This window comes from Streptomyces sp. BRA346 (genome assembly GCF_052851135.1).
Genome location: NZ_JAIWIH010000007.1, coordinates 1 through 20,920, shown reverse-complemented (window position 1 = coordinate 20,920; position 20,920 = coordinate 1). Strand labels below are relative to the sequence as shown.

Annotated in this window: 17 protein-coding genes and 1 pseudogene; 6 read left to right on the top strand and 12 right to left on the bottom strand. The window is 74.4% G+C overall.

The window, feature by feature from the left end:
* Nucleotides 1-10 precede the first annotated feature (10 nt).
* The 8 genes from LCH29_RS12250 to LCH29_RS12215 all read right to left on the bottom strand — a co-directional run bounded on the left by LCH29_RS12250 (nucleotide 11) and on the right by LCH29_RS12215 (nucleotide 10,909).
* On the bottom strand, nucleotides 11-220 hold the full coding sequence (locus LCH29_RS12250; protein ID WP_446461732.1) for a Trm112 family protein: 210 nt from the start codon (nucleotides 218-220) through the stop codon (nucleotides 11-13).
* On the bottom strand, nucleotides 217-1,122 hold the full coding sequence (locus tag LCH29_RS12245; RefSeq protein WP_446461731.1) for a DMT family transporter: 906 nt from the start codon (nucleotides 1,120-1,122) through the stop codon (nucleotides 217-219). The genes LCH29_RS12250 and LCH29_RS12245 overlap by 4 nt, the downstream gene beginning before the upstream one ends.
* Nucleotides 1,107-1,835: a class I SAM-dependent methyltransferase gene (locus LCH29_RS12240; protein WP_446461730.1), complete on the bottom strand. Its 729-nt coding sequence runs from the start codon at nucleotides 1,833-1,835 to the stop codon at nucleotides 1,107-1,109. The genes LCH29_RS12245 and LCH29_RS12240 overlap by 16 nt, the downstream gene beginning before the upstream one ends.
* A complete protein-coding gene (locus tag LCH29_RS12235) occupies nucleotides 1,832-3,196 on the bottom strand; it encodes a condensation protein (protein WP_446461729.1) in 1,365 nt (454 codons plus the stop codon). The genes LCH29_RS12240 and LCH29_RS12235 overlap by 4 nt, the downstream gene beginning before the upstream one ends.
* On the bottom strand, nucleotides 3,193-7,758 hold the full coding sequence (locus LCH29_RS12230) for an alpha-(1->3)-arabinofuranosyltransferase domain-containing protein (protein WP_446461728.1): 4,566 nt from the start codon (nucleotides 7,756-7,758) through the stop codon (nucleotides 3,193-3,195). The genes LCH29_RS12235 and LCH29_RS12230 overlap by 4 nt, the downstream gene beginning before the upstream one ends.
* Nucleotides 7,755-8,483, bottom strand: coding sequence for a class I SAM-dependent methyltransferase (locus tag LCH29_RS12225; protein ID WP_446461727.1), 729 nt, complete (start codon nucleotides 8,481-8,483; stop codon nucleotides 7,755-7,757). Before LCH29_RS12225 ends, LCH29_RS12230 begins: the two co-directional genes overlap by 4 nt.
* 6 nt (nucleotides 8,484-8,489) lie before the next feature.
* Nucleotides 8,490-9,704 (bottom strand): glycosyltransferase family 4 protein, encoded by a 1,215-nt coding sequence (locus LCH29_RS12220; protein ID WP_446461726.1) that lies wholly within the window; start codon nucleotides 9,702-9,704, stop codon nucleotides 8,490-8,492.
* Nucleotides 9,705-9,847: 143 nt separating this feature from the next.
* Entirely contained in the window at nucleotides 9,848-10,909 is a 1,062-nt protein-coding gene (locus LCH29_RS12215) for a DUF3068 domain-containing protein (RefSeq protein ID WP_446461725.1), read from the bottom strand.
* 338 nt (nucleotides 10,910-11,247) lie between these two features.
* Between LCH29_RS12215 and LCH29_RS12210 the strand changes: the two genes are divergently transcribed.
* The 5 genes from LCH29_RS12210 (at nucleotide 11,248) to LCH29_RS12190 (ending at nucleotide 15,320) form a co-directional block, all read left to right on the top strand.
* On the top strand, nucleotides 11,248-11,445 hold the full coding sequence (locus LCH29_RS12210) for a hypothetical protein (RefSeq protein WP_446461724.1): 198 nt from the start codon (nucleotides 11,248-11,250) through the stop codon (nucleotides 11,443-11,445).
* A gap of 9 nt (nucleotides 11,446-11,454) precedes the next feature.
* Entirely contained in the window at nucleotides 11,455-12,681 is a 1,227-nt protein-coding gene (locus tag LCH29_RS12205; protein WP_446461723.1) for a PucR family transcriptional regulator, read from the top strand.
* A 414-nt stretch (nucleotides 12,682-13,095) separates the two neighbouring features.
* Nucleotides 13,096-13,875 carry an IclR family transcriptional regulator gene (locus LCH29_RS12200; RefSeq protein ID WP_123105483.1) on the top strand — a complete coding sequence of 260 codons (780 nt, stop codon included), beginning with the start codon at nucleotides 13,096-13,098 and terminating at the stop codon, nucleotides 13,873-13,875.
* Nucleotides 13,872-14,735, top strand: coding sequence for an SMP-30/gluconolactonase/LRE family protein (locus tag LCH29_RS12195; RefSeq protein WP_446461722.1), 864 nt, complete (start codon nucleotides 13,872-13,874; stop codon nucleotides 14,733-14,735). The genes LCH29_RS12200 and LCH29_RS12195 overlap by 4 nt, the downstream gene beginning before the upstream one ends.
* Nucleotides 14,736-14,834: 99 nt before the next feature.
* Nucleotides 14,835-15,320: a hypothetical protein gene (locus tag LCH29_RS12190; protein WP_446461865.1), complete on the top strand. Its 486-nt coding sequence runs from the start codon at nucleotides 14,835-14,837 to the stop codon at nucleotides 15,318-15,320.
* 27 nt (nucleotides 15,321-15,347) lie between these two features.
* On the opposite strand, the pseudogene LCH29_RS12185 reads toward LCH29_RS12190, so the two are convergent.
* Nucleotides 15,348-15,511: pseudogene (locus LCH29_RS12185) on the bottom strand (dihydrofolate reductase); the annotation flags it as partial.
* 88 nt (nucleotides 15,512-15,599) lie between these two features.
* On the bottom strand, nucleotides 15,600-16,295 hold the full coding sequence (locus LCH29_RS12180; protein ID WP_446461721.1) for a carbon-nitrogen hydrolase family protein: 696 nt from the start codon (nucleotides 16,293-16,295) through the stop codon (nucleotides 15,600-15,602).
* A 91-nt stretch (nucleotides 16,296-16,386) separates the two neighbouring features.
* On the opposite strand from LCH29_RS12180, the gene LCH29_RS12175 reads away from it, so the two are divergent.
* The gene (locus LCH29_RS12175; protein WP_446461720.1) at nucleotides 16,387-19,554 is read left to right on the top strand and encodes an ATP-binding protein; all 3,168 of its coding nucleotides are present in this window, start codon (nucleotides 16,387-16,389) and stop codon (nucleotides 19,552-19,554) included.
* On the opposite strand, the gene LCH29_RS12170 is transcribed toward LCH29_RS12175, so the two are convergent.
* Nucleotides 19,535-20,332, bottom strand: coding sequence for an ABC transporter permease (locus LCH29_RS12170; protein ID WP_446461719.1), 798 nt, complete (start codon nucleotides 20,330-20,332; stop codon nucleotides 19,535-19,537). The genes LCH29_RS12175 and LCH29_RS12170 overlap by 20 nt on opposite strands.
* A partial coding sequence (locus LCH29_RS12165) for an ATP-binding cassette domain-containing protein (protein WP_446461718.1) occupies nucleotides 20,329-20,920 on the bottom strand: 592 nt, incomplete at its 5' end. The genes LCH29_RS12165 and LCH29_RS12170, both read right to left, overlap by 4 nt.

The following is a 20,920-nucleotide window of genomic DNA, read 5'->3' as shown; positions in this document are numbered from 1 at the left end:
TCAACGAGTGTCACGCAGTGAGCCGCTGCGTCAGCCGTTCGTGTTCCTCGTCCGGGACCCGTTCCCCGGACGACGGCAGCAGCTGCGGTACGCCGTCCACGATCGGGTAGCGGCGGCGCAGCCGCGGGTTGTACAGGACGTCCTCGGGCAGCAGCAGGGTCAGCGGGCCCTTGTCGAGCGGGCAGGCCAGGATCTTCAGGATCGGGTCGTCGGGGGTCATCGGTCACTTCCTTCGCGTACCGGATCGGGGTGGGCGGCGTCGTGGCGGGGGTGGGTCAGCAGGACGCACACCGCCAGCGCCGTCCCGCCGAGCCGCAGCGCGAGCCGCCACGGCTCGTGCGGCAGTGGCTCGCCGAACGCGACCGTTCCGCACACCACCGTGAACACGCAGGTCACCGTCGTGCACACCGGCACGATGAGCGACGCGCGGCAGCGCTGGAGCGCGGTCTGCGACAGCACCAGGCCCGCCGCGCCGGTGAACAGCAGCAGATACGGGTACGGGCCGCTCAGCAGCGTGAGCGCCAGGGAGCCGAGGTTGTCCGTCGTGAGCAGCCCGGACACGCCCTTGATGGCGAGCGAGCTGACCCCGTACAGCAGCCCGACCGCCACCCCGTACTCCACGCCCGTGACCGACGCCTCCGGGCGGCGGGCGCGACGCTCCGTCGCGCCGTACAGCACCATCCCCGCCACCAGGGACGGGACGCAGAGGGCCAGCAGTGTTCCGGTGGCGGCGGTGCGGCTGACGTCGCCATGGCCCCGTAGCGACGCCACCACCATCATTAGGGCGCACAGGATCAGCCCGATCCCGACCCGTTCGCGGCCGCTGGTCCGCTCGCCCAGCACCCGGGACGAGAGCAGCAGGAGCAGCACCAGACCGGACACGAACAGGCCCTGCGCGGCCGCGATCGGCAACGTGCGGTACACCACCAGCTGCGCCGCGAACCCCGCCGCGAGCGCCGCCGAACCGGCCAGCCACAGCGGGCTGCCCAGCAGCAGCCGCAGCAGCCGTGCGGGGCGGGTCGTGCTCAGCGGCGGCAGGGCGGAGAGGGCGCGCTTCTCCAGGACGAAACCGGTGCTGTACGCGACGTTCGCGAGCAGCGCCGCCATCACGCCCCACCCCATGCGCCCTCCCTCCGCCGCGCGTGCACCAGCAGGATCGACGCCGCCGACGGCACCCGGCAGGCGCCCCGGTCCAGCGGCCGCAGGACCCGCGGTACGCCGTGGAACGGCGCCCCCGCGAGCCGTACCACCTCGAACCCGGACGCGGTGAGGAAGCCGCGCAGCGCCCGCGCCGTGTACAGCCGCAGATGGCCGACGACCTCGCGGCCGGGGCGGCCGTGGATGCCCCGCAGGCTGACCTCCGAGAACACCGGCTGCACCCCGGCCAGCAGCAGCCCGCGGTTGTACCAGGCCGCCAGGTTGGGCGTGGACAGCAGCAGATGGCCGCCGGGGCGCAGGACGCGGCGTATCTCGTCCAGCGCCGCGTCCGGGTCGACCAGGTGCTCGACCACCTCGCTGAACACGCACGCGTCGGCGCTCGCGTCGGCGAACGGCAGTCGGCCGTGGTCCAGTTCGCCCCGTACGACGGGCAGGTGGCGCGCGGCGCGGCGCAGCGCGTCCTGCGACCAGTCGACGCCGATGACGCGGTGGCCGCGGAGGAGGGGGAGGGCGGTGGCGGCGGCGGTGCCGTCGCCGCAGCCGATGTCGAGGATGGTGGCGCTTGCTTCGGTGCGGAGAGCGTGTGCCAGCATCCGCGCCTGGCGGCGGCTGCGGTCCGGGCCGGACGCCACGGGGACGGCCGGGTTCTCGTAGAAGTCCCGGAGCGCGGGGCTCATGCCGTGTTTCCCGGGTGTGCTCGGGCGGTGGCGGCGAGCGCGCGCTGGAAGAGGCCCGCGAGCCCCGCCCCCGCCGCGTCGTCCAGCAGCGCCCGCGACCAGCGCAGCGTCACATGCAGCCGTCCGCCGGTCGAGGCCGTCGTCACCGTCAGCCCGCGGGGCATACGGGCCGGGGCCGAGAACCATACGGCGGTGGCCCCGCCCGCCTCGCCGAAGTCCAGCGCGTACGGGATGCGGCCGATGTTGCTCAGCAGCGTCGTGGAGGTCCACGGCCCGGCCGCCCGCCGCAGCCCCCGCGTCACCGCCGCCCGCAGCCCGACGGGTACGGCGGGCACCGTGAGCAGTGTCCCCGCCACCCCCAACTGCGCCCCCGGCGCCGCCTTCAGCGCCCGGGTGCGGGCCGCGGTGCGGCGCAACAGCCGCGCCACCGCCGCCGGGTCGGGCGTCTCCCGCGTCAGCAGCGTCACGTCCGCCCGCTCCTCGGGCCCGAACCCGACCTCCACGAGCCGGGTGCCGTTGCCGATGGCCATCCCGGACGCGCCGCGCGGCCGGTCGTCCACGGGCATGGTGATCCGTACGGGGGCGGGCGCGCGGCCGTGCATCTCGTTCCAGCGGGCGGCCATCAGGAAGGTGGCGACGAGGAGTTGGTCGTTGACGGTGGGCCCGCCGGGTGCTCGGGGCGGTACGGGCAACTCGGAGAGCAGCATGGCGTTGCCGGTGCGGGGCGTGTGGGTGTCCTTGGCGATCCGTACGGGCCGGGCGAGCCCGCGTGAGCCGGACCGGTCGGGCACGGTCGCGGGCGGCAGGGCCGAGGTGTTCGGGGCGTCCGGGGTGTCACCGCCGCCGTACAGGGCGGCGGCGGTGGCCAGCACCCGCAGACAGGACGGCCCGTCGAGCGCGGTGTGGTTGACGGTGAGGACCAGCACACAGCCGGTACGGTCCGGCTCGGTCACCACCTCCAGCCGCACCGGAGGTGACGCCGTGAGCGGCGGGCACACCGCGAGCGCCCGCTCCCGTGCCCGGGCGAGGGCGTCGGCCGCGCACGGGGAGAAGCTCACCGGCTCGACGTCCGGACCGTCGGTCACCTCCCACTCGTACCGCCGCCGCCACCACCGCCCGGGCGCCTCCCGCACCAGAATCCGCGGATGGCGCCGCAGGGCCTCGCGGAACGCCTCCCGCAACCGCCCGGGCTCGGGCCGCCCCGGGAGGTGCACCTCGATGTGCACGGTCTCGGGCTCGTCGTCCTGGAGACAGTGGCGGGAGATCTCGTCGACGGTGGGGAACGGGATCCGCCGCGCGCGGTGCGGCTCGCCCGGCCCGGCCGAGGTGAAGCCACCGCCCCCCTGCTCAAGCGCGGTCACCGGCCGCCGCCTTCCCCGGCCTGCCGGGCGCCCGGCGAGCCGGGGGTGTGCGGTGCGCGGGTGCCGTCGCCCGTACTCGTGACCTGCTCGGTGCGGGGTGCCGGGGCCGCTGCCGTGCCGCCGCTCGCCGCCGCGTGGGGGCCCGGTGGTGTTGGCTGTGCGGGCGTACGTGGCGTGCGGGCGCCGTCGTCCGCGTGTGCGGTCTGACCGGTGCTCTTCGTCGTGCGGTCGCCCGGTGCGGCGTCGTGGTGCGTCCGCGCTGCCGCGCCGCCGCTCGCGGGTGTGGCTTCGGGGGCACCGGTCGTGGGCGGTGCCGGATCGCCCGCCGCCGCGTCGGCCGTGCCCGGCCCGGGGCCCGCGTAGTCGGGTGTGCGTGGTGCGCGGCTGTCGTCGCCGGGGTCGACGGGCGGTTTGGCGGCGTGCGCCGGATGCGCGGCCGTCCCGCCGCCCGCTGCGGCGCCCAGGGGCGCGCCACCGCGGGCCGGTACGGTCACCAGCGCCGCCGTCAAGGCCACGATCGCCAGCGCCTGAGCGACACCGCTGAACGCGCCCTCGTTCGCCGCCGCCGGTTCGCCCGCGCCCGTGGCGGCCACGACCGTCGCGGCGGCCATCGCCGTCAGGGCCGTCGGGGCGAGCCAGGCGGGGCGGTACCAGGCGAGGAGGGCCAGGGCGGGGACGGCCAGGGCCGGCCAGCCCGCCACGGCGACCATGACCACCGTGACGGCCACCGTGCCGAGGATCCAGCCCGGTGACGGAGGCACATCGGCTTCCGGAGCCGAGACGTCGCGGCGGCGGGCGAACGCCAGACCGGCCAGGATCAGGATGGCGGCTCCGCCGCCGATGAGGCCCGCGTAGTACGTCGTCGACGGTTCGTACGTGAGCGTCACCGTGCCGCCCTGGCCCGCCGGGACGAGGAAGGCCTGTTGCCAGCCGTCGATGCGCAGCGGGGTGAGGTCGCGGCCGTTCAGGGTGGCCTTCCAGCCGTCGTTGTGGTTCTCGTACGTCTGGAGGTAGACGGCCTGGCCCGCGGCGACCTCGACCGTTCTGCGGTCGCCCGACCAGTCCTCCGCCCGGACGGTACGGGTCTCCGTCGCGGCGGCGGCGGGCTTGCCGCGGGTGAGCGTCACATCGGTCAGCGCCAGCGGCCCCGTGTCGCCCGCCTCCACCGTGTGGCGGCTCGCGTCCAGCCGTAGCTTGCTGCCCTTGGCCTCGTCCCCGCACAGCTCGACCTTCACCGGACGGCGTTCCGTCAGGTCCCGTACCCGCCCCGACGCCTTCGTGGCGTGCAGGGTGCCGTCCACCGCCAGCGCCGGGCCCTGGCCGCAGGGCAGCGAGAAACGGGCCGTTTCCGAGGGCGGGTTGGTCCGCAGGATGGTGGCCAGTTCGGGGAGGTAGACCTCGTTCAGACCCACCGGGAGCTGCAACGCCTGTCCGGCGACGGGGTTGTGGAGGGTCAGCGGCGCGGTCTTGCTGATGGTGATGTCGAGCCGGTCGGTGGTGATGGCCGGGAAGCGGACCCAGCCGTTGGCGTCGACTCCGGCGGTGGCGGCGCCGTCGGGGGAGTCGATGAGCACTTCCTCGGGGCGGCTGGAGAGTCCGCCCGCCGCCGCGAGGACGAGTTCGCTGACGCGTTTCTTCCCCGGCCAGCGCAGATGCAGGACGGGGGAGTCACCGGCGATCCACGCCGTGGTGATGTCGCCGTCGAGGAGGTTGCGGGCGCTGAGCGCGGTGCCGGTGCGGCTGGTGGAGTCGGCGGTGATCTCGACCCGGGGACCCTTGGGGCCCACGCGGTACAGCAGGGCGTCGAGCGCGCCGCCGGGGACGGCGAGGGCCCGGCCCTCGATGGCGTACGTACCGTCGCTCCCGGTGCGGAACTGGCGGTGCAGCCCGACCTCCGCCGACGCGGGGGAGAGGCCGCCCGGGTCGGCGGACCGGTGCAGCGAGACGACCTCGGCCGGGGCGTCGCTGCGCTCGGCGTCGGCCGGGAGCGACAGCAGCCGGGTGACCTGCACACTTGGTATGGACACCTCGGAGAACCCGGCCCCCGACAGGCCCGCCTTCGGGGCCTGCGACCCGGTGATGGTGATCTTCAGCCACTTCGCCGGGCCGGACGGGACCTTGACGGACTGCGGGTTGCCGTGCGGCTGGAGCGGGCTGTCCGCCGACCCGCTGTCGGTCTCGACGCGTACGGAGGTGGGCGCGGCGCGCATGCCGTCGCCGGGCAGCGGGGTCAGCTGGATGGAGTCCGGCAGGCGCAGGGTCTGCGCGAACTCGATGCGCAGCCACTGCCCCACCGGTTTGCCCGCGCTGCCCTCGGCCCACGCCGTGTCGGGGTTGCCGTCGAAGGCGCCGACGGGGTCGTACTGCGGCAGGTGGAACAGCCAGTTGCCGCTGCTGGAGGCGGTCACCGAGAGCGCTCCGCGCAGCGCGGCGGTCGTCTGGTGTGCGGTGCCGCTCTTCGGCAGGATCTGGCGCGGTGCGTCGCCCGGGTCCGTCAGGCTGCCGGACGGGTTCCGTTCGTCGGCGGTGTACGTGTACGAGGTGTTGGAGTTGACGAGCCCGAAGCGGGTGTCGGCGCGCCGCATGCCGTCGCCGGTCGCCTGCAACGCGGGGGTGCCGGTGCCGGGGTGGCGGTCGCCGGTGAGGACGGTGGGCCGGTCGGCCAGCGAGGGGTCGGCGGAGAGCTGGAGCAGGGATTCGGGGCCGCCGCTGACGGTGGCCGTGGCGGACACCGGCTTGGCGGCGACCGCGGCGGGTCGTTCCGTATCGAGTGGCCGGTAGATCTCGACGGCCTGGCGGCGCGGGAACAGCCCCTGCACCTGTACCGGAGTGCCCGCCGCGATGCGGCCACCCGTCATGAGCGGCCCGAACCCGGCGGCCTTGCGGTAGCCGGAGGCCTCCAGGGTGCGGGCGACGGTCTGCGGCGGGACGTAGCCGATCTGGTCCGGGTCGAGGTCGTTGCGTACGACGACCTCGTGCAGACCGGCCCGGGCGAGGAAGTCCCGCAGCCCCGGCACCTCGCCGCCGCTCAGCAGCGCCTGTTCGACGGCGTCCATCGCGCGCCGCGATCCGGCGGTGCCGAAGGGCACGAAGTCGCGCTGCGCCCAGCGGGATTCGGCGAGGACGTCGAGCGGCTGGTCGATGGGGCTGCCCCAGGTGTAGAGGCCGTGCGCGGTGGCGGGGACGACGAGGGCGCGGCTCCGCGCGGCGTGGTCGTCGAGCCAGTCGGCGGTCTTCTCCCAATAGGCGGGCAGCGCGGAGAAGCGGCCCGGCTGGAGCACCGTTCCGTTGAGGTACGGCCAGGCGAGCCCGGGCAGGAGGAGCAGGGCCAGCACCCCGGGGAGGAAACGGCGGCCACGGAAGCGGCGTCCGACCGTCAGCACGTGCATGAGCCCGAGGGCGAGCGCCAGGGCGAGCCCGGTCTGGAACTTGTAGATGTTGCGGAACGGCCGCAGCCACCCGTCCAGCCACCCCTGCACCGTCTCGTGGAACGGCCCGCCGAGCGTGCCCCCGTACCCGGCGAGGGTGACCAGCGCGACGGACAGCACGACGAGCAGCAGCCACCGCCGCTCGGGCAGATCGCGCCGCGCCAGCCCGGCCAGACCCAGCGCGGCGGCCAGCCCCGAGCCGAGGACGGCGACGACGGAGGCGGCCACGGTCCAGCCGCCGGGCAGCCACGCCTCGCCGAAGTGCAGGTACGCCACCCAGTTGCCCGCGCCGCGCAGCGTCTCGGTGGCGGCCATGGTGGCGGTGGTGGTGTCGGCCTGCTCGATGTACGGCAGGAAGTTCTCGCCGTACACCCCGAGCAGCAGCAGCGGTACGACCCACCACAGCGTGGCCAGCAGCACCCCCGGGACCCACCACCCGAGCAGCGCCCACCGGCGCCGCCCGGCGGGGCGGCTGAGCAGGTACAGCGCGACCGGCAGCAGCGAGGCGAGCGTGGAGGCGGCGTTGACGCCGCCCATGCAGGGCACCAGCAGCGCGGAGCGGGCGGCGGCGATACGGGGGAGGCTCGCCGGATTGGTGAGCGGCAGCACGACCCACGGCAGCAGCGCGCCGGGGAGCGCGGCCGCGGAGGTGGAGCCGACGACGATGGTGAACACCGGCCACAGCGCGTACCCGGCCGCGCCCAGCAGCCGGGTCGCGGGTGCCCCGACGCCCAGCCGCTCCGCCAGCCGCAGCGCACCCCAGAACGCCACCGTGACGATGAGGGACATCCACAGCCGCTCGGCGAACCACACCGGGATGTGGAGGAGGTGGGTGAGGGCGTAGTACGGCAGCATCGGGAACGCGTAGCCGACGTACTGGTCCGCGATCCCGCCGAACCCCGCCCGGTCGTGCCACAGCGAGCCGAGGTCGGCGAGGAAGCCGAACGGGTCGAGGACCACCGGCAGTTTGGTGTCGAAGCTCATCTTGCCGGGCGACGGCGCGAGGAACGCCACCAGGACGGCGGCCCAGAACCCGAACAGCCAGCGCCGCCCGCGCGGCCGTTCACCGGGGGCGGGCGGCGGCGGGGCCGCCGGGGTGCGTAACCGGGGCGGGGACGGGACGACCTGGGTCATGGCGACCGCCTAAGGATCAGGAGGAGGTTCCACGTCGCGACCTCCCGCAGCCCCGGCACCCGCGTGACCGCCTCGGTGAGGAACGGCCAGTAGCGGGAACGCGCCGAGACCACGGTCACGTCCGCGCGGCTGCGGACGTGGCGCAGGACGGGGCCGATGTGGAGGGGGAAGAGGTTTTCGCCGAGCGTGTGCTTGGCGGCCCGGCCGGTGCGGCGCCGGTAGCGGGCGCGGGCCCGCTCGGCGCCCAGATAGTGCCAGGGCGCCCACTCGTGGCCGCCCCAAGGGGAGAGCCAGTTGGTGTACGAGACGTAGATCAGCCCGCCGGGGCGGGTGACCCGCACCAGCTCGCTGAGGAAGGTGTACGGATCGGCCACGTGCTCCAGCACGTTGGAGGAGAACGCGATGTCCGCCACGCCGTCCGCCAGCGGCAGCAGATACCCGTCGGCGAGGACGGCCCCGGCGGGCGGGCGTCCCCGGGCGTGCAGCTCACCGGTGTCCGGCTCGAAGAGGTGGGCCTGAGCGCCGTGGCGGCGGAACTCCTCGGTGAAGTGGCCGCTGCCGCCGCCCACGTCGACCACCACCCGCCCGCGCAGTGGACCGGCGTAGCGTGCCACTTGCTGCGCGGCGTCCCGGGCGAGGAGCCGGTAGCAGTGTTCGGGGTCGGTCTGTTCGCGCAGGAAGGCGCGGAAGAGGGCGACGGAGCGACGGATCGAGGGGTCCCGCACGGCCGCTCACCCCCAGGGTCTGAGCGACGATGGCAGGGAAGCCACGGGGACGGGCGGGAGCGGCGGCCCCGGTGGCGCCGACAGGTACGCCTCGGCGGCCACGGCCCGGAAGCCCCGTACCGTCGCGCTCCACCGGAACCGCTCCGCGCGCAGCCGCGCCGCCCGGCCCAGCGCCTCGCGCCGCTCCGTACCGAGGGCGAGCGCGCACCAGGCGGCGGCGAACGAGCTCTCGCCCCGCGCCAGCACGCCCGTCACCCCGTCGTCGACGGAGTCGCGCAGCCCGGGGATGTCGAAGCCGAGCGTGGGCGTGCCGCGGGTGGCCGCCTCCATCACCACCAGGCCCCATCCCTCGATCAGGGAGGGGTGCAGCAGCAGCCACGCCTGGCACAGCAGCCGGTGCTTCTCCTCCTCGGTGACATGGCCGGTGAAGGTGACACCGGGACCGGCCGTCGCCTCCAGCCGGGCCCGTTCGGGGCCGTCGCCGACGATGACGAGCCGCCCGCCGGTGACCGGCCGCACCCGCTCCCACAGCCGCAGCAGCAGGTCGACGCGCTTGTACTCGACCAGCCGCCCCATCGCGAGGAACAGCGGCTCGGCGCTCCTGGGCAACAGGGGCCCCGGCTCCTCGACCCCGTTGTGCACCACCCGGATCCGGGACCGGTCGACGCCGAGGGAACGCAGCGCGGCGGCGGTGGAGTCGGAGACGGCCACCATGAGGTTGCCGCGGTGGGTGCCCGCGAGCGCCCAGTGTTCGAGCCGCCTGCCGAGCCGGGCGGCCGGACCCCGGAAGCGCAGTTTCCACAGGTCGGTGTGGACGTGGTTGACCAGGCACAGGGTGGGGCCGCGATGCCAGAGGGGGGCCAGATAGGGCAGTCCGTTGCACACCTCGACCAGCAGATCGCACGGGCCGACCCGATGGGCCAGGGTGCGCGGGGTGCGCAGGAAGTGGCCCAGCTCGCCGAGGGTGCGCCCGTGGCCGCCCGCGGACACCACCTGGTAGCCGCGGGCGTCGGCGGGACCGCCGCACACCAGGGTGACCTGGTGGCCGTGGGCGGTCAGCCCCTCGGCGATCCGGTCCACCAGCAGCTCGGAGCCGCCGGCCGCCGGATTGCCGAGGTCGCGGCGGGCGAGGAAGACGATCCGGCGCGGGTCCGGTGTCGTGGTTTCGGGCACGGCGGTGGTGTCCGGGGCCGTGGGGAACGTTCGTACGTGCTGGGGCATGGCAAGGTGCTCCAACTCGTCTCAGGGTGCGGAGACTTCGTGGGAAGACTGCGGCTTCGTAGGAAGACTGCGAGGGGGGGGAGAGACGTGCCGAACCGGGGGTGTGCGATGAGGTGTGCGATGGGGTGATGCTCGTGGGGTGGTCAGTTTTCGCTTCCTCGTTCGCCCCGGCTACTCACCGGCGTGACAAATTGCCCGCCCCCGGCCGCTGACGCTTCATCACATCGCGCAGTATCACTCACGCGCGTCCGCCTCCCCCGCGCCACCAGCACCGCTCCCGCCACCGTCAGCACCGCCCCGGCGATCCCCGCGGCCAGCGGTGCCGTCTCGCCGACCAGCTCCAGCCTGCGGTTGTCGTCCCTGGCCAGCTTCACTTGGCCGCGCTGGGTGGCCTCGGTGAACGCCAGCCCCTCGCCGCGCAGCAGCGTCACCCGGTCCCGGTTGCCACCGGGCGCGCGCAGGGTGACCTTGGGCGAGATCCCGGCGTAGATGATCCGGCCGGTGCGGCGGTCGGCCACCAGCTCGATGCCGGTGTTGGCGTACCACTCCTCGGCCTGCACCTGACCCTGCCTGCCCCGCCCGACCAGCCGTCCGGGCACCTGGCGGGTGCCGGTGCGGGTGGGCCGCACGGTGCCGGTGAAGCGGTAGCCCTCGTACCCCTGGATCTTCGCGGTTCCGGCGAAGCGGAGCGGGACGGTGTCGCCCAGCGTGCTGTCCCACCAGCGGTACGTCTGCTTCTTCACATCGAACGGGAACTTCAGGTAGGCGTCCCCCTGGAAGGGCCCCGGCGACTCGCCGCAGCAGTGCACCGGCTCGTTGGTGCGGCGGTCGGTGACCCAGCGCTCGGTCTTCCACTGGAAGGCCCGGCGCGGATCCCGCAGCCGCAAGGTGCGCGGGGTGTCGACCGTCGTGGACACGTCCCAGACGGCGCGCCCGGTGCGGTCGCTGTCGTGGACGTCGCCGAGCACCCGGCGGGTGATGGTCAGCCGCTGGTCCCGCACCTCCTTGACGTCGCCTGTGTCGAAGTAGCTGCCGGGGCCGGTGAACACCGTGGTCACGTCGGTGTCGATCGGTGTGCGTTTCGCCCGCGGTTCGACGTACCAGGCCAGCAGGGGCGCGAGGACGAGGAGGAAGACGCCGAGCCCGAGCGGGATCAGCGACAGCGGCCAGAAAGCGGATGAAGTGGGTGATACCGAGCGGCGCATGGCAGGCACTCCGTCTCGATGCGGCCGGATATTACCGGCGAGTCTTGGGGGTGTCTTGTGGGTCAGGCCGGATCAGCGAGCGGCGTCAGGGGGCACCTCCCAGCGGTAGCTGGGGGAAGCTCGCACGTCGCGTGAGGAGAGCGCAGCGGCGCTGCGTGCGACGAGCGCGGCGCCGCGAGATGCCGTGCCAGGCGTCGGGAGCCTGGCATGACCCACAAGACACCCCCCTGGGCCGGGACCGTAAGCGCAGGGTTGACGGAGTGTCAATCCTCCTTCCATGCTGGGGAGTTGCCGGGCCGGGCCGGTGCGCATGCCATACGGAAGGGGCTCACCGCGCCATGCCCAGACTGCTTGCCGCCGCCGTTACCTGCGTCCTCTCCGCCGCCCTCGCGGTCGGCGCGGCGCTCGGCATCGTCGCCCTGCTGGGCGTCACACCGGACCAGCCGAACGTCCCCCTCGTCACCTTCCCGACGTCCTCGGGCGCCTCCTCCGACACCGACCCCGGCCCCACCGCGACCCCGGCGGGAACGCGATAAGGGCTCCGGATGGCGTCGCCGTTACGTTCGGCCTGGCGGGAGGTGCCCCGGTCGCGGGTGCGCCACTTCGCCCGGCTCGCCCTGGACGAGGTGCCGGTCCTCGCCGAGGACATCTTCCGCGAGATCCGCCGCGAATACCCCAACCTGGTCATCGTCCCGGACGAAAGTGGCGAGCCGGTGGCGCTGGTGGGCATCCGGCGCGCCCTCGAACACTTCGTCCGTGACGTGTCCGACGGCTCCGGCGGCCCCCGCGAACACCCCGAGGTCTTCCAGGAGTTCGGCCGCGGCCAGGTGCAGCACGGCCGCAGCCTCGACTCCCTCCAGGCCATGTACCGGCTGGGCGTACGGCTCGCCTGGCGCCGCCTCGCCGAGATCGGCCAGCGGGTCGAGATCCCCGCGCCCGCCATGTACGAACTCGCCGAGTCCGGCTTCGAGTACCTGGACGGGCTGGTCGCCGAGTCCATGCGCGGATACGCCGAGGCCGCCGCGCGCCAGGCGGGGGAGCGGCTGCGGCTCCAGCGGCGGCTGCTCGACCTGCTCCTCGCCGAACGCCCCCGCAAGAGCCCCGCCGACGCCGACGCCCTCGCCGAGCGGGCGGCCCGCATCGGCTGGCCGCTGCCGGAGCGGGTCGCCGTCGCCGTCCTGCTGCGCCCCGCGCGCGAGGCGCTGGCCCCCGCCGTCGGCCGGGACGTCCTCCTCGACATGGAGTGCGAACGGCCCCGCATGGTGCTCCCCGACCCCGAGGAGGCGGGCCGCCCCGAGCTGCTGCGCCGCGCCACCGCCGGGTGGTCGGGCGCGGTCGGCCCGCCCGTACCGCTCGCCGAGGCCGCCAAATCGCTGCGCTGGGCGGAGGCCGCGGTCCGGCTCATGGAGCGCGGGCTGCTGCCCGCCGGGGAGGTGCTGCACTGCACCGAGCACACCGAGGCGCTGGTGCTGCTGCCCCCGGAGGAGCTGATCGACGCCCTGGCCCGCCGCCGCCTCGCCCCGCTCGCCGGATGCGGCACCGCCCAGGGGCGCCGCCTCGCCGAGACGCTGCTGGCGTGGCTGGAGACGCGGGGCGGGGCGCCGGAGATCGCGGACCGGCTGGGGGTGCATCCGCAGACCGTGCGCTATCGGCTCCGGCAGATCAGGGAGCTGTGGGGCGACGAGGTCGAGGACCCCGACCGCCGCTTCGAACTGGAGCTGGTGCTGCGGGCGCAGCGGCTCCGCGGCGATCTGCTGCCGCCCGCGACGTAAGGGGGTGTCTCCGCTGCCGCGGCGGGCGGCACCTCGCGGCCCCGCGCTCGTCGCTCCCCCAGCTACCGCTGGGCGGTGCCCCCTCGCGCCTCCCCCAGCTACCGCTGGGCGGTGCCCCCTCGCGCCTCCCCCAGCTACCGCTGGGAGGTGCCCCCTGCGCTCTCCTCACGCGGCTTGCGATGCTCCCCCAGCACCGCTGGGAGGTGCCCCCTGACGCCGCTCGCTGATCCGGCCTGACCAACAAGACACCCCTAGAAGCGCTTTCGCGGCGCCTCCGTATCGTCGATGACCTCAGGGTCTTTGCCCGGCCATTGCCGGGAGAAGTGGCCTGCGCGTAACCTGTGTTCGCGATACCGGCCACCGGCCGGAATCTCGAACACTTGCCATCTGGACCAGAAGGGGTGGGCGAACCACATGGGACGCCTCGTGCCCGCGGTGACCCGGGCTCTGGACATTCTCGAACTGTTCCTCGACGGCGACGGTACGCTCTCCGCCCCCGAGATCACCCGCCGCCTCGGACTGCCCCGGACCACCGTCCATGAGCTGGTGACCACTCTGGCCGCCCGCTCCTATCTGGTCCACGTGCCCGACCAGCCCGGCCGCTACCGGCTCGGCGTGCGCCCGTACCAGCTCGGCAGCCGGTACGCGGAACAGCTCGACCTGGCCGCCGAGGGCCAGCAGGTGGCCCGGAGCGTCGCCGAGACCTGTGACGAGACCGTCCATGTCGCCATTCTGGAGGGCACGGACGTCATCTACATCGCCAAGGTCGACTCCACCCACGCCGTCCGCATGGTCTCCGCCGCGGGCCGCAGGCTGCCCGCCCACTGCACCTCGGTCGGCAAGATGCTGCTCGCCTCCCTCCCGGAGGACGAGCTGACCGCCCGGTTCCCCGAGGACCGGCCGCTCGTCGCCATGACGGACAACAGCATCACCTCTGCGGCCGAGCTGCACCGCCACCTGGCCGCCGTGCGGGAGCACGGCATCGCGGTCGAGCGGCAGGAGTCCAACCCCGACGTGAGCTGCGTGGCCGCGCCGGTGCGGGATTCGGCGGGCAAGGTGGTGGCGGCGCTGTCCATCTCGGTGCCGACGATCCGCTGGAGCGAGGAGCGCCGGGCGGAGCTGGAGGAACTGGCGGCCAAGGGCGCGGGCGAGCTGTCCGTCCGCCTGGGACACCGGAGGGGGCGCGGCGTATGAGCGGGCGTACGGCACCGCGATGGGACGTGGCGGTCCGGGCGACCGCCGAGCTGGGCGAGGGCCCCACCTGGGACGCGACGGCCGGGCGGCTGATCTGGGTGGACATCCTCTCCGCCCGCGTCCACACCTACGACCCGGCCACCGGCCGGAGCACCACCCTGGCCACCGAGCAGCACGTCGGCGCGGCGAAGCCGCGGGCGGGCGGCGGGCTGGTGGTCAACCTGCGCGACGGGATCGGGCTGTACGACGCTGCGGCGGCCTTCCGCTGGCTGGTCCGGGACCCGGTCCCCGGCCGCCGCGGCAACGACGCGGCCGTCGCCCCGGACGGTTCCCTGTGGGCGGGCACCATGCGCTACGACGAGGCGGCGGGCGGCGGCACCCTGTCCCGCGTCGGCTCCGACGGCTCCGTGGCGGAGATCCTGCCGGACGTGGCGGTCAGCAACGGTACGGGCTGGAGCCCGGACGGCCGCCTCATGTACTACGTCGACTCCCCGACCCGGCGCATCGACGTCTTCGACGTGACCGGGGAGGGCGTCACCGGCCGCCGCCCCCTCGCCCACATCGAGGACGGCGCGGGCTTCCCGGACGGGCTGTGCGTGGACGCCGACGGGTGTGTGTGGGTCGCCCTCTGGGACGGCGCCGCGATCCGCCGCTACACGCCCGACGGCGCACTCGATCGGGTGATCCGGCTGCCCTTCCCCCGCCCCACCGCGTGCGCCTTCGGCGGGGCCGATCTCCGTGATCTGTACGTGTCCTCGGCCCGGGTCGGCCTCGGCGCCGCGGCCCCGCCGCTGGCGGGGTCGGTGCTGGTCATCGCGGACGCGGGGCGGGGGCTGGCGCAGCCCGCGTTCGCGGGCTGAGCGCGGCCGGGCCCGCCGCGGGCCCGACGGCTCTCCGCACAGGATCCTCACCCTTCCCGCTCCTGCGCTGTGTGCGGGTCACATAACCTGCCCGGCGACATGAACGACGCGCACACGTCCCGCCGAAAGCCTCGCCGCCGCGGCCGCCGCGCCCGCCGGGGGCGGGGCCGCCGGGTGCTGATCATGGCCGCGGTGCTGGGTCCGGTGCTGGCCGCGGTCTTCGTGGCGGAGCTGGCCACCGAGGGCCACTGGCGCGCCCCGGCCCCGAAGCCGTCCCCGGAGTCCCCGGAGTCCCCGGCGCGTCCGGTGGCGGACCGTACCGACTCCGCCGAGCCGGGCGGTACGCGTACGCCCACCCCGGCCGGGGAAACCAGCCGCGATCCGAAGTCCGAGCCCACCCACGACGACGACGCGCCCCGACCCACCGACCCGGCCGACCCGTCCCCGGACGAGCCCCGCACCCCCGCCCCCGGGGACGCCCCGACCCGGGCCCCGGACCCCACGCATCCGGCTCCCCCCTCCCCGGCGGCACCGACCCCCGGCCCGTCGCCGACATGCACCCGCTTCCTGTGGTGGTGCGCCTGACCGCGGCTGTCCACACGAAACTGGCCAGCGGCGGACCCGATAGCGCAGGTGGAGCACCCGATCGCCCTGGATCACGACGTGCGGGTCCTCGAGGAGATGCTGGGCATCGACCGATCCGAAGTACCGCTTGCCCGAGCCGAAGACCAGGGCACGACGTCCATCGCCACCTCGTCCACCAGACCGAGGGCCAGCATCACCACGGTGCTCATCACATCTCCTAGGCGCCCACGGGGTTCCGGACAGCCCCTTGCATCCATAGACCGGGCACGCCCCCGAAACTCATCCCACTGATCCGCACTTGGTGAAGACCGCACGCGCGAGGTCATCGGGGGCGGTGCTCGCCTCGGCGAGCAGCTTTCCGTCGGCGGACCAGATCCCCGAACGGCCGGACGTACGGTCGAAGCCGCCGCCGGTCGGGCCCGCGAAGGCCGCCGTGGCGACCCACACGCCGTGGTCGGCGGCGACCCGGCGGGCACGCTCGCCATGGACCGCGGCCTCGTGATCGGCGTGGACAACCCCGGCCACGTAGCCGTCCATGCCCAGCGCGGCCGTCGTCGCGGCGTGCTCGGGGCAGCCTGTGTCGCGGCAGACGGCGAGCCCCAGCGCCCATCCGTCCACGTCGATCACGGCGGGCTCGCCGGGCGCGAAGTGGGCGGCCTCGCTGCCGTGCAGGTGGACCTTCCCGTAGGCCACGCGCGGGCCGTCCGCGTCCACGGCCAGGATGCCGATGTGCGGACCCGGCACGGGCGCGCCGACCAGGGCGAGCGTTCCGGTCTCGGCGCACGCGGAGACGATCGGAGCGAGCCGTTCGTCGTCCGGAGAGACCGGCGCCGCGTCCAGCTGGTATCCCGTCAGCGACATCTCGGGGAACACCACCACCCGTGCGTCCGCTGCCCGAACCGCCTCGGCGTGAGCCACCGCGTTGGCCGCCACGTCGTGAGCCGTGCACCTCGGCTGTGCCACCGCGATGCTCAATGGCTGTACCACCTTGAACTCCCCTGTCGCATCGCACGATCACCCTGTACGGCGGGCCGCACGGCCGAGCCCTTGCGCCTAGTCTGCACGGGTGACCACCGACCTGATTCTGCTGCCGCGTGTCGCTTATCGCGGACAGGAGGTCACCGCGCCCCGGCTCCGCGCCCTCCTCGCGCTGCTCGCGGGCGACGTGCGCACGGGCTGCGGCACCGAGCAGCTCGTGTCGGGGCTGTGGCCGGACGAGCTGCCGGAGCGGCCGGGGAAGGCGGTGCAGGTCCTCGTGTCCAGGGCGCGGGCGCAGCTGGGCGCCGACGTCATCGCGAGTACGCCGACCGGATACCGGCTCACCCTCGCCGAGGCGCAGGTCGACAGCTCCGCCCTGCTGCTGCACGCCGCCGCGAGCGCGGACCGGGCCAGGGCCGGGGACCACGCGGGGTCGCTGGCGGCGGCCGAGGCCGGGCTCGCGCTGTGGGAGGGCACCCCTGACGGGACCGGTGACACCGACGACCCCGTAGCCGCGTTGCGCACCGAGCGCGCCCCCGTCCGCGGCACGCTCGTCCGCGCGCGGGCGCTCGCGCTCGCCCGGCTGGGGCGGCACGCGGAGGCGGCCGGGCCGCTGGCCGTGGCCGCCGCCGAGCGTCCGCGCGACGAGGAGGTGCTCGCCGAGCTGCTGCGCGGCGAGGCGGCGACGGTGGGCCCGTCCGCCGCGCTGACGCGGTACGAGGCGTACCGCCGTGAGCTGCGCGAGACGCTCGGCACGGATCCGGGCGCCGGGCTCAAGGCCGTACAGCGGGAGCTGCTGCGCGGCGAGGCGCCGGTGGCCCGGCACGGCGTACCGCACGAGCCGAACCCGCTCCTCGGCCGGGACGAGGACATCGCGGCGGTGGAGCGGCTGCTGCGCGCCTCCCGCGCCGTCACCGTCGTCGGCCCCGGCGGCCTCGGCAAGACGCGGCTCGCGCACGCCGTCAGCCGCCAATGGGGTCTCCCCTGCTCGAGCGAAGCCGAGAGCTTGGGGAACGAGCAGCGGGTGGTGTATTTCGTGCCGCTCGCCGGCGTCACCGCGGACGAGGACGTGGCCGCGGAGGTGGCCTCCGCGCTCGGTGCGGGGGAGAGGCGGCACGGTGCCCTGAGCGGCCATGCCGCGGCCGACCCGGTGACCGGCATCCTCGGTGTGCTCGGCTCCGGGCCCGCTCTGCTGGTGCTGGACAACTGCGAACACCTCGTCCGGGGTGCCGCCGAGCTGGTACGGGACCTGGTCTCGTCCTCCGGGGACCTGCGGGTGCTCGCCACCAGCCGGGCCGCGCTGGGCCTCACGTCGGAGGCGGTGTACGCGCTGCCGGAGCTGGGTCCCGACACCTCGGTCGAGCTGTTCACGCAGCGGGCCCGGGCCGCCCGGCCCGGCGCGGTGCTGCCGCCGGACGCGGTGGCCGGGCTGTGCCGCCACCTCGACGGGCTGCCGCTCGCCGTGGAGCTGGCCGCGGCGCGGGTGCGCGTGCTGTCGGTGCCGGAGATCGCCCGCCGCCTCGGCGACCGGTTCGCGCTGCTGCGCGGCGGGGTGCGGGATGCACCGGAGCGCCACCGCACGCTGCACGCGGTCGTGGAGTGGAGCTGGAACCTGCTCGCGGAGGACGCCAGGGCGGCGCTGCGCACGCTGTCCGTCTTCCCCGGCGGCTTCTCCGGCGAGGCGGCGGAGCGGGTGCTGGGGGAGGACGCGCTGTCCCTGCTGGAGCAGCTGGCCGGTCAGTCGCTGCTCACCGTCGCCGACACCCCGGTGGGGGGCGTGCGGTTCCGGATGCTGGAGACCGTACGGGAGTTCAGCGCGGCCCGGCGCGCGGAGGCGGGCGAGGAGGAGGAGGCCATCGGCCGGTTCCTCACCTGGGCGCGGGACTTCGGGGTCGCGCACCACGACTGGCTCTTCGGCCCGGAATCCCTGGCAGCCGGGGAGCGGATCAGGCCTGAGCAGGACAACCTCGTGCTGGCCCTGAGGTACGCCCTGGCCCGTACGGACGGCCCCACCACCGCCGCCCTCACCGCCGTCCTCGCCGCCCTGTGGTCCACCGACTCCGACTACCCCCGCCTCGCCGCCCTCGCCGCGGACACCGGCCCGCCGCTGTCGCACTACCGCCCCGAGCCCGCGTACGTCGAAGTCGCCCGCACCGCAGCGGTGTTGTGCACGGCGGGCCTGTTCATGAACTTCGGCCCGCACGTCGTACGCCACCTCGTCACCCTGCGGCGGCTGCCCCCGGCCCCGCCGGACACGCTGCTGCGCGCCACCGCTGTGGTGCTGAGTGCGGTCCCCGAGATGCTGCCTCCGCGCTACGACGTGCTGCGGAAGCTCTGCGACAGCGAGCGGCCGCTGGTCGCCGGTATCGCCGAGTGCGTCGCCACCTACGTCTGGGAGTACGAGCACGACATCGACGGCGCGCTCGCCTCCGCCCGCCGGATGATCGCCGCGCTGGCATCGACCGACAACCCGTCCCTCCAGGTCATGGCCCACTCCCGGCTGAGCGAGCTGTGCTTGAAGCTGGGGGAGGGCGAGGCCGCGTACGGGCACCTCACGACCGCGCTGGAGACGCTGCGGCGGCTCGGTGGCGAGCACGACTACATCGGCATCCGCTGGGGCCTCGCCCTCGCCTGTCTCCAGCGCGGCGATCCCGACGAGGCCGAGTACTGGCTGCGGCAGGCGGAGGGGGACAGCGTTCGGCAGCAGGACGCCTTCTACAGCCCCGACCTCGGCGTACGTGCCGAGATCGCGCTCGCCCGCGGGCAGACGGAGGCAGGGCTCGGCCTGTGGCGCCGTGCCGTGGAGCGGATGCTCGACGCCGGTTCGCCGTACGGCGACGACCCCTGGGTCGACCAGTGGGCGCTTCAGATGCACTCGGCGGCGGTGACGGCGCATGCCCACGCGGGTCGTCCCGGACTCGTCGCGGAGCCGGTCGATCGGCTGCGGACGCTGTTGTCCGGCCCGTCCTGCCCACCCGTGGAGCTGCCCGTTCTCGGGACGGTGCTGCACGCGCTCGGCGTGGCCGGGCTCGTGTCCGGCGACACCTCCGCCGTACGGATGATCGCGCTGGCCGAACGGCTGCGGGTGCTGCGCGAGTTCCAGCCGACGATGTCGGAGGCCCGCGCCCGGCGGGCGGTCGGGGCCGCCGGGAACGCTGCCGGGGCGGCGTACGCCGACGCGGTGTCGCAGTACGCCGCCCTGGGGCGGGACGAGTTGTGGGAGGCAGCCCGCGCGCTCATTTCGGGTCGCGCTTGAACAGCGACTTCGACCAGGAGTAGCCGAGCGCGGTCAGGCCCAGGGACCAGCCGAGCGTGAGCCACCCGTTGTTGCCGATCTCGCTGCCGAGCAGCAGGCCGCGCAGGGTCTCGTTGGCCGGGGTGAACGGCTGGTACTCGGCGATCGGCCGGAACCAGCCCGGCATCGCGTCGACCGGCACGAAGGCGCTCGAGATGAACGGCAGCATGATCAGCGGCATCGCGTTGTTGCTGGCCGCCTCGACGTTCGGGCTGGCCATGCCCATCCCGACGGCCATCCAGGTGAACGCCACGGCGACCAGCACGAGCAGCCCGAACGCCGCCAGCCACTCCAGGGCCGTGGCGTCGGTGGACCGGAACCCGATGGCCACGGCGACGGCGCCGACGAGCACTACGCTGATGACCGCCTGGAGCACGCTGCCGATGACGTGCCCGATGAGCACCGACCCTCGGTGGATCGCCATCGTGCGGAAGCGGGCGATGATCCCCTCGGTCATGTCCATGGCGACGGAGACCGCGGTTCCCGCCGGGGTGGCCCCGATGGTCATCAGGAGGATGCCCGGAACGAGATAGGCGATGTACTGGGAGCGGTCGGCGTCGCCGCCCCCGAGGCCCGCGCTCATCACGTCGCCGAAGACGTAGACGAAGAGCAGCAGCAGGATGATCGGCGTCAGCAGGATGTTCAGCGTGAGGGACGGGTAGCGCCGGGCGTGCAGGAGGTTGCGGCGCAGCATCGTGGTGGAGTCGCGGATGGCGAGGGAGAGGGCGAGGGAACTCATCGGACGTTCTCCTTGGGCTGGTGGGGGACAGTGGCCGGGCCGGTGAGGGCGAAGAACACGTCGTCGAGGTCGGGGGTGTGCACGGTCAGCTCGTCCGCCTCGATCCCGGCCGTGTCCAGCCAGTCGAGGAGGGAGCGCAGCTCGCGCTGGCTGCCGTCGCTGGGGATCCGCAGCGACTGTGCCTCGTCGTCCCGGGTCACCTCGCGCAGCGCGGAGGCGGCCGACTGGTACGCGGACGGGTCGGTGAAGCGGAGGCGTACGTGTCCGCCGGGGATGAGCCGCTTCAGTTCCTCGGCGCTCCCTTCGGCGGCGATCTTGCCGTCGTTGAGCACGGCGATGCGGTCGGCCAACTCGTCGGCCTCCTCCAGGTACTGGGTGGTGAGGAAGACGGTCACCCCGTCGGAGACCAGCTCGCGGATGATCTGCCACATGGTGTGGCGGCTGCGCGGGTCCAGGCCGGTGGTGGGTTCGTCGAGGAAGATGATGCGAGGGTTGCCGACCAGGGTCATGGCGATGTCGAGGCGGCGCTTCATGCCGCCGGAGTAGGTGGAGGCGGGCTTCCTCGCGGCCTCGGTGAGGTCGAAGCGC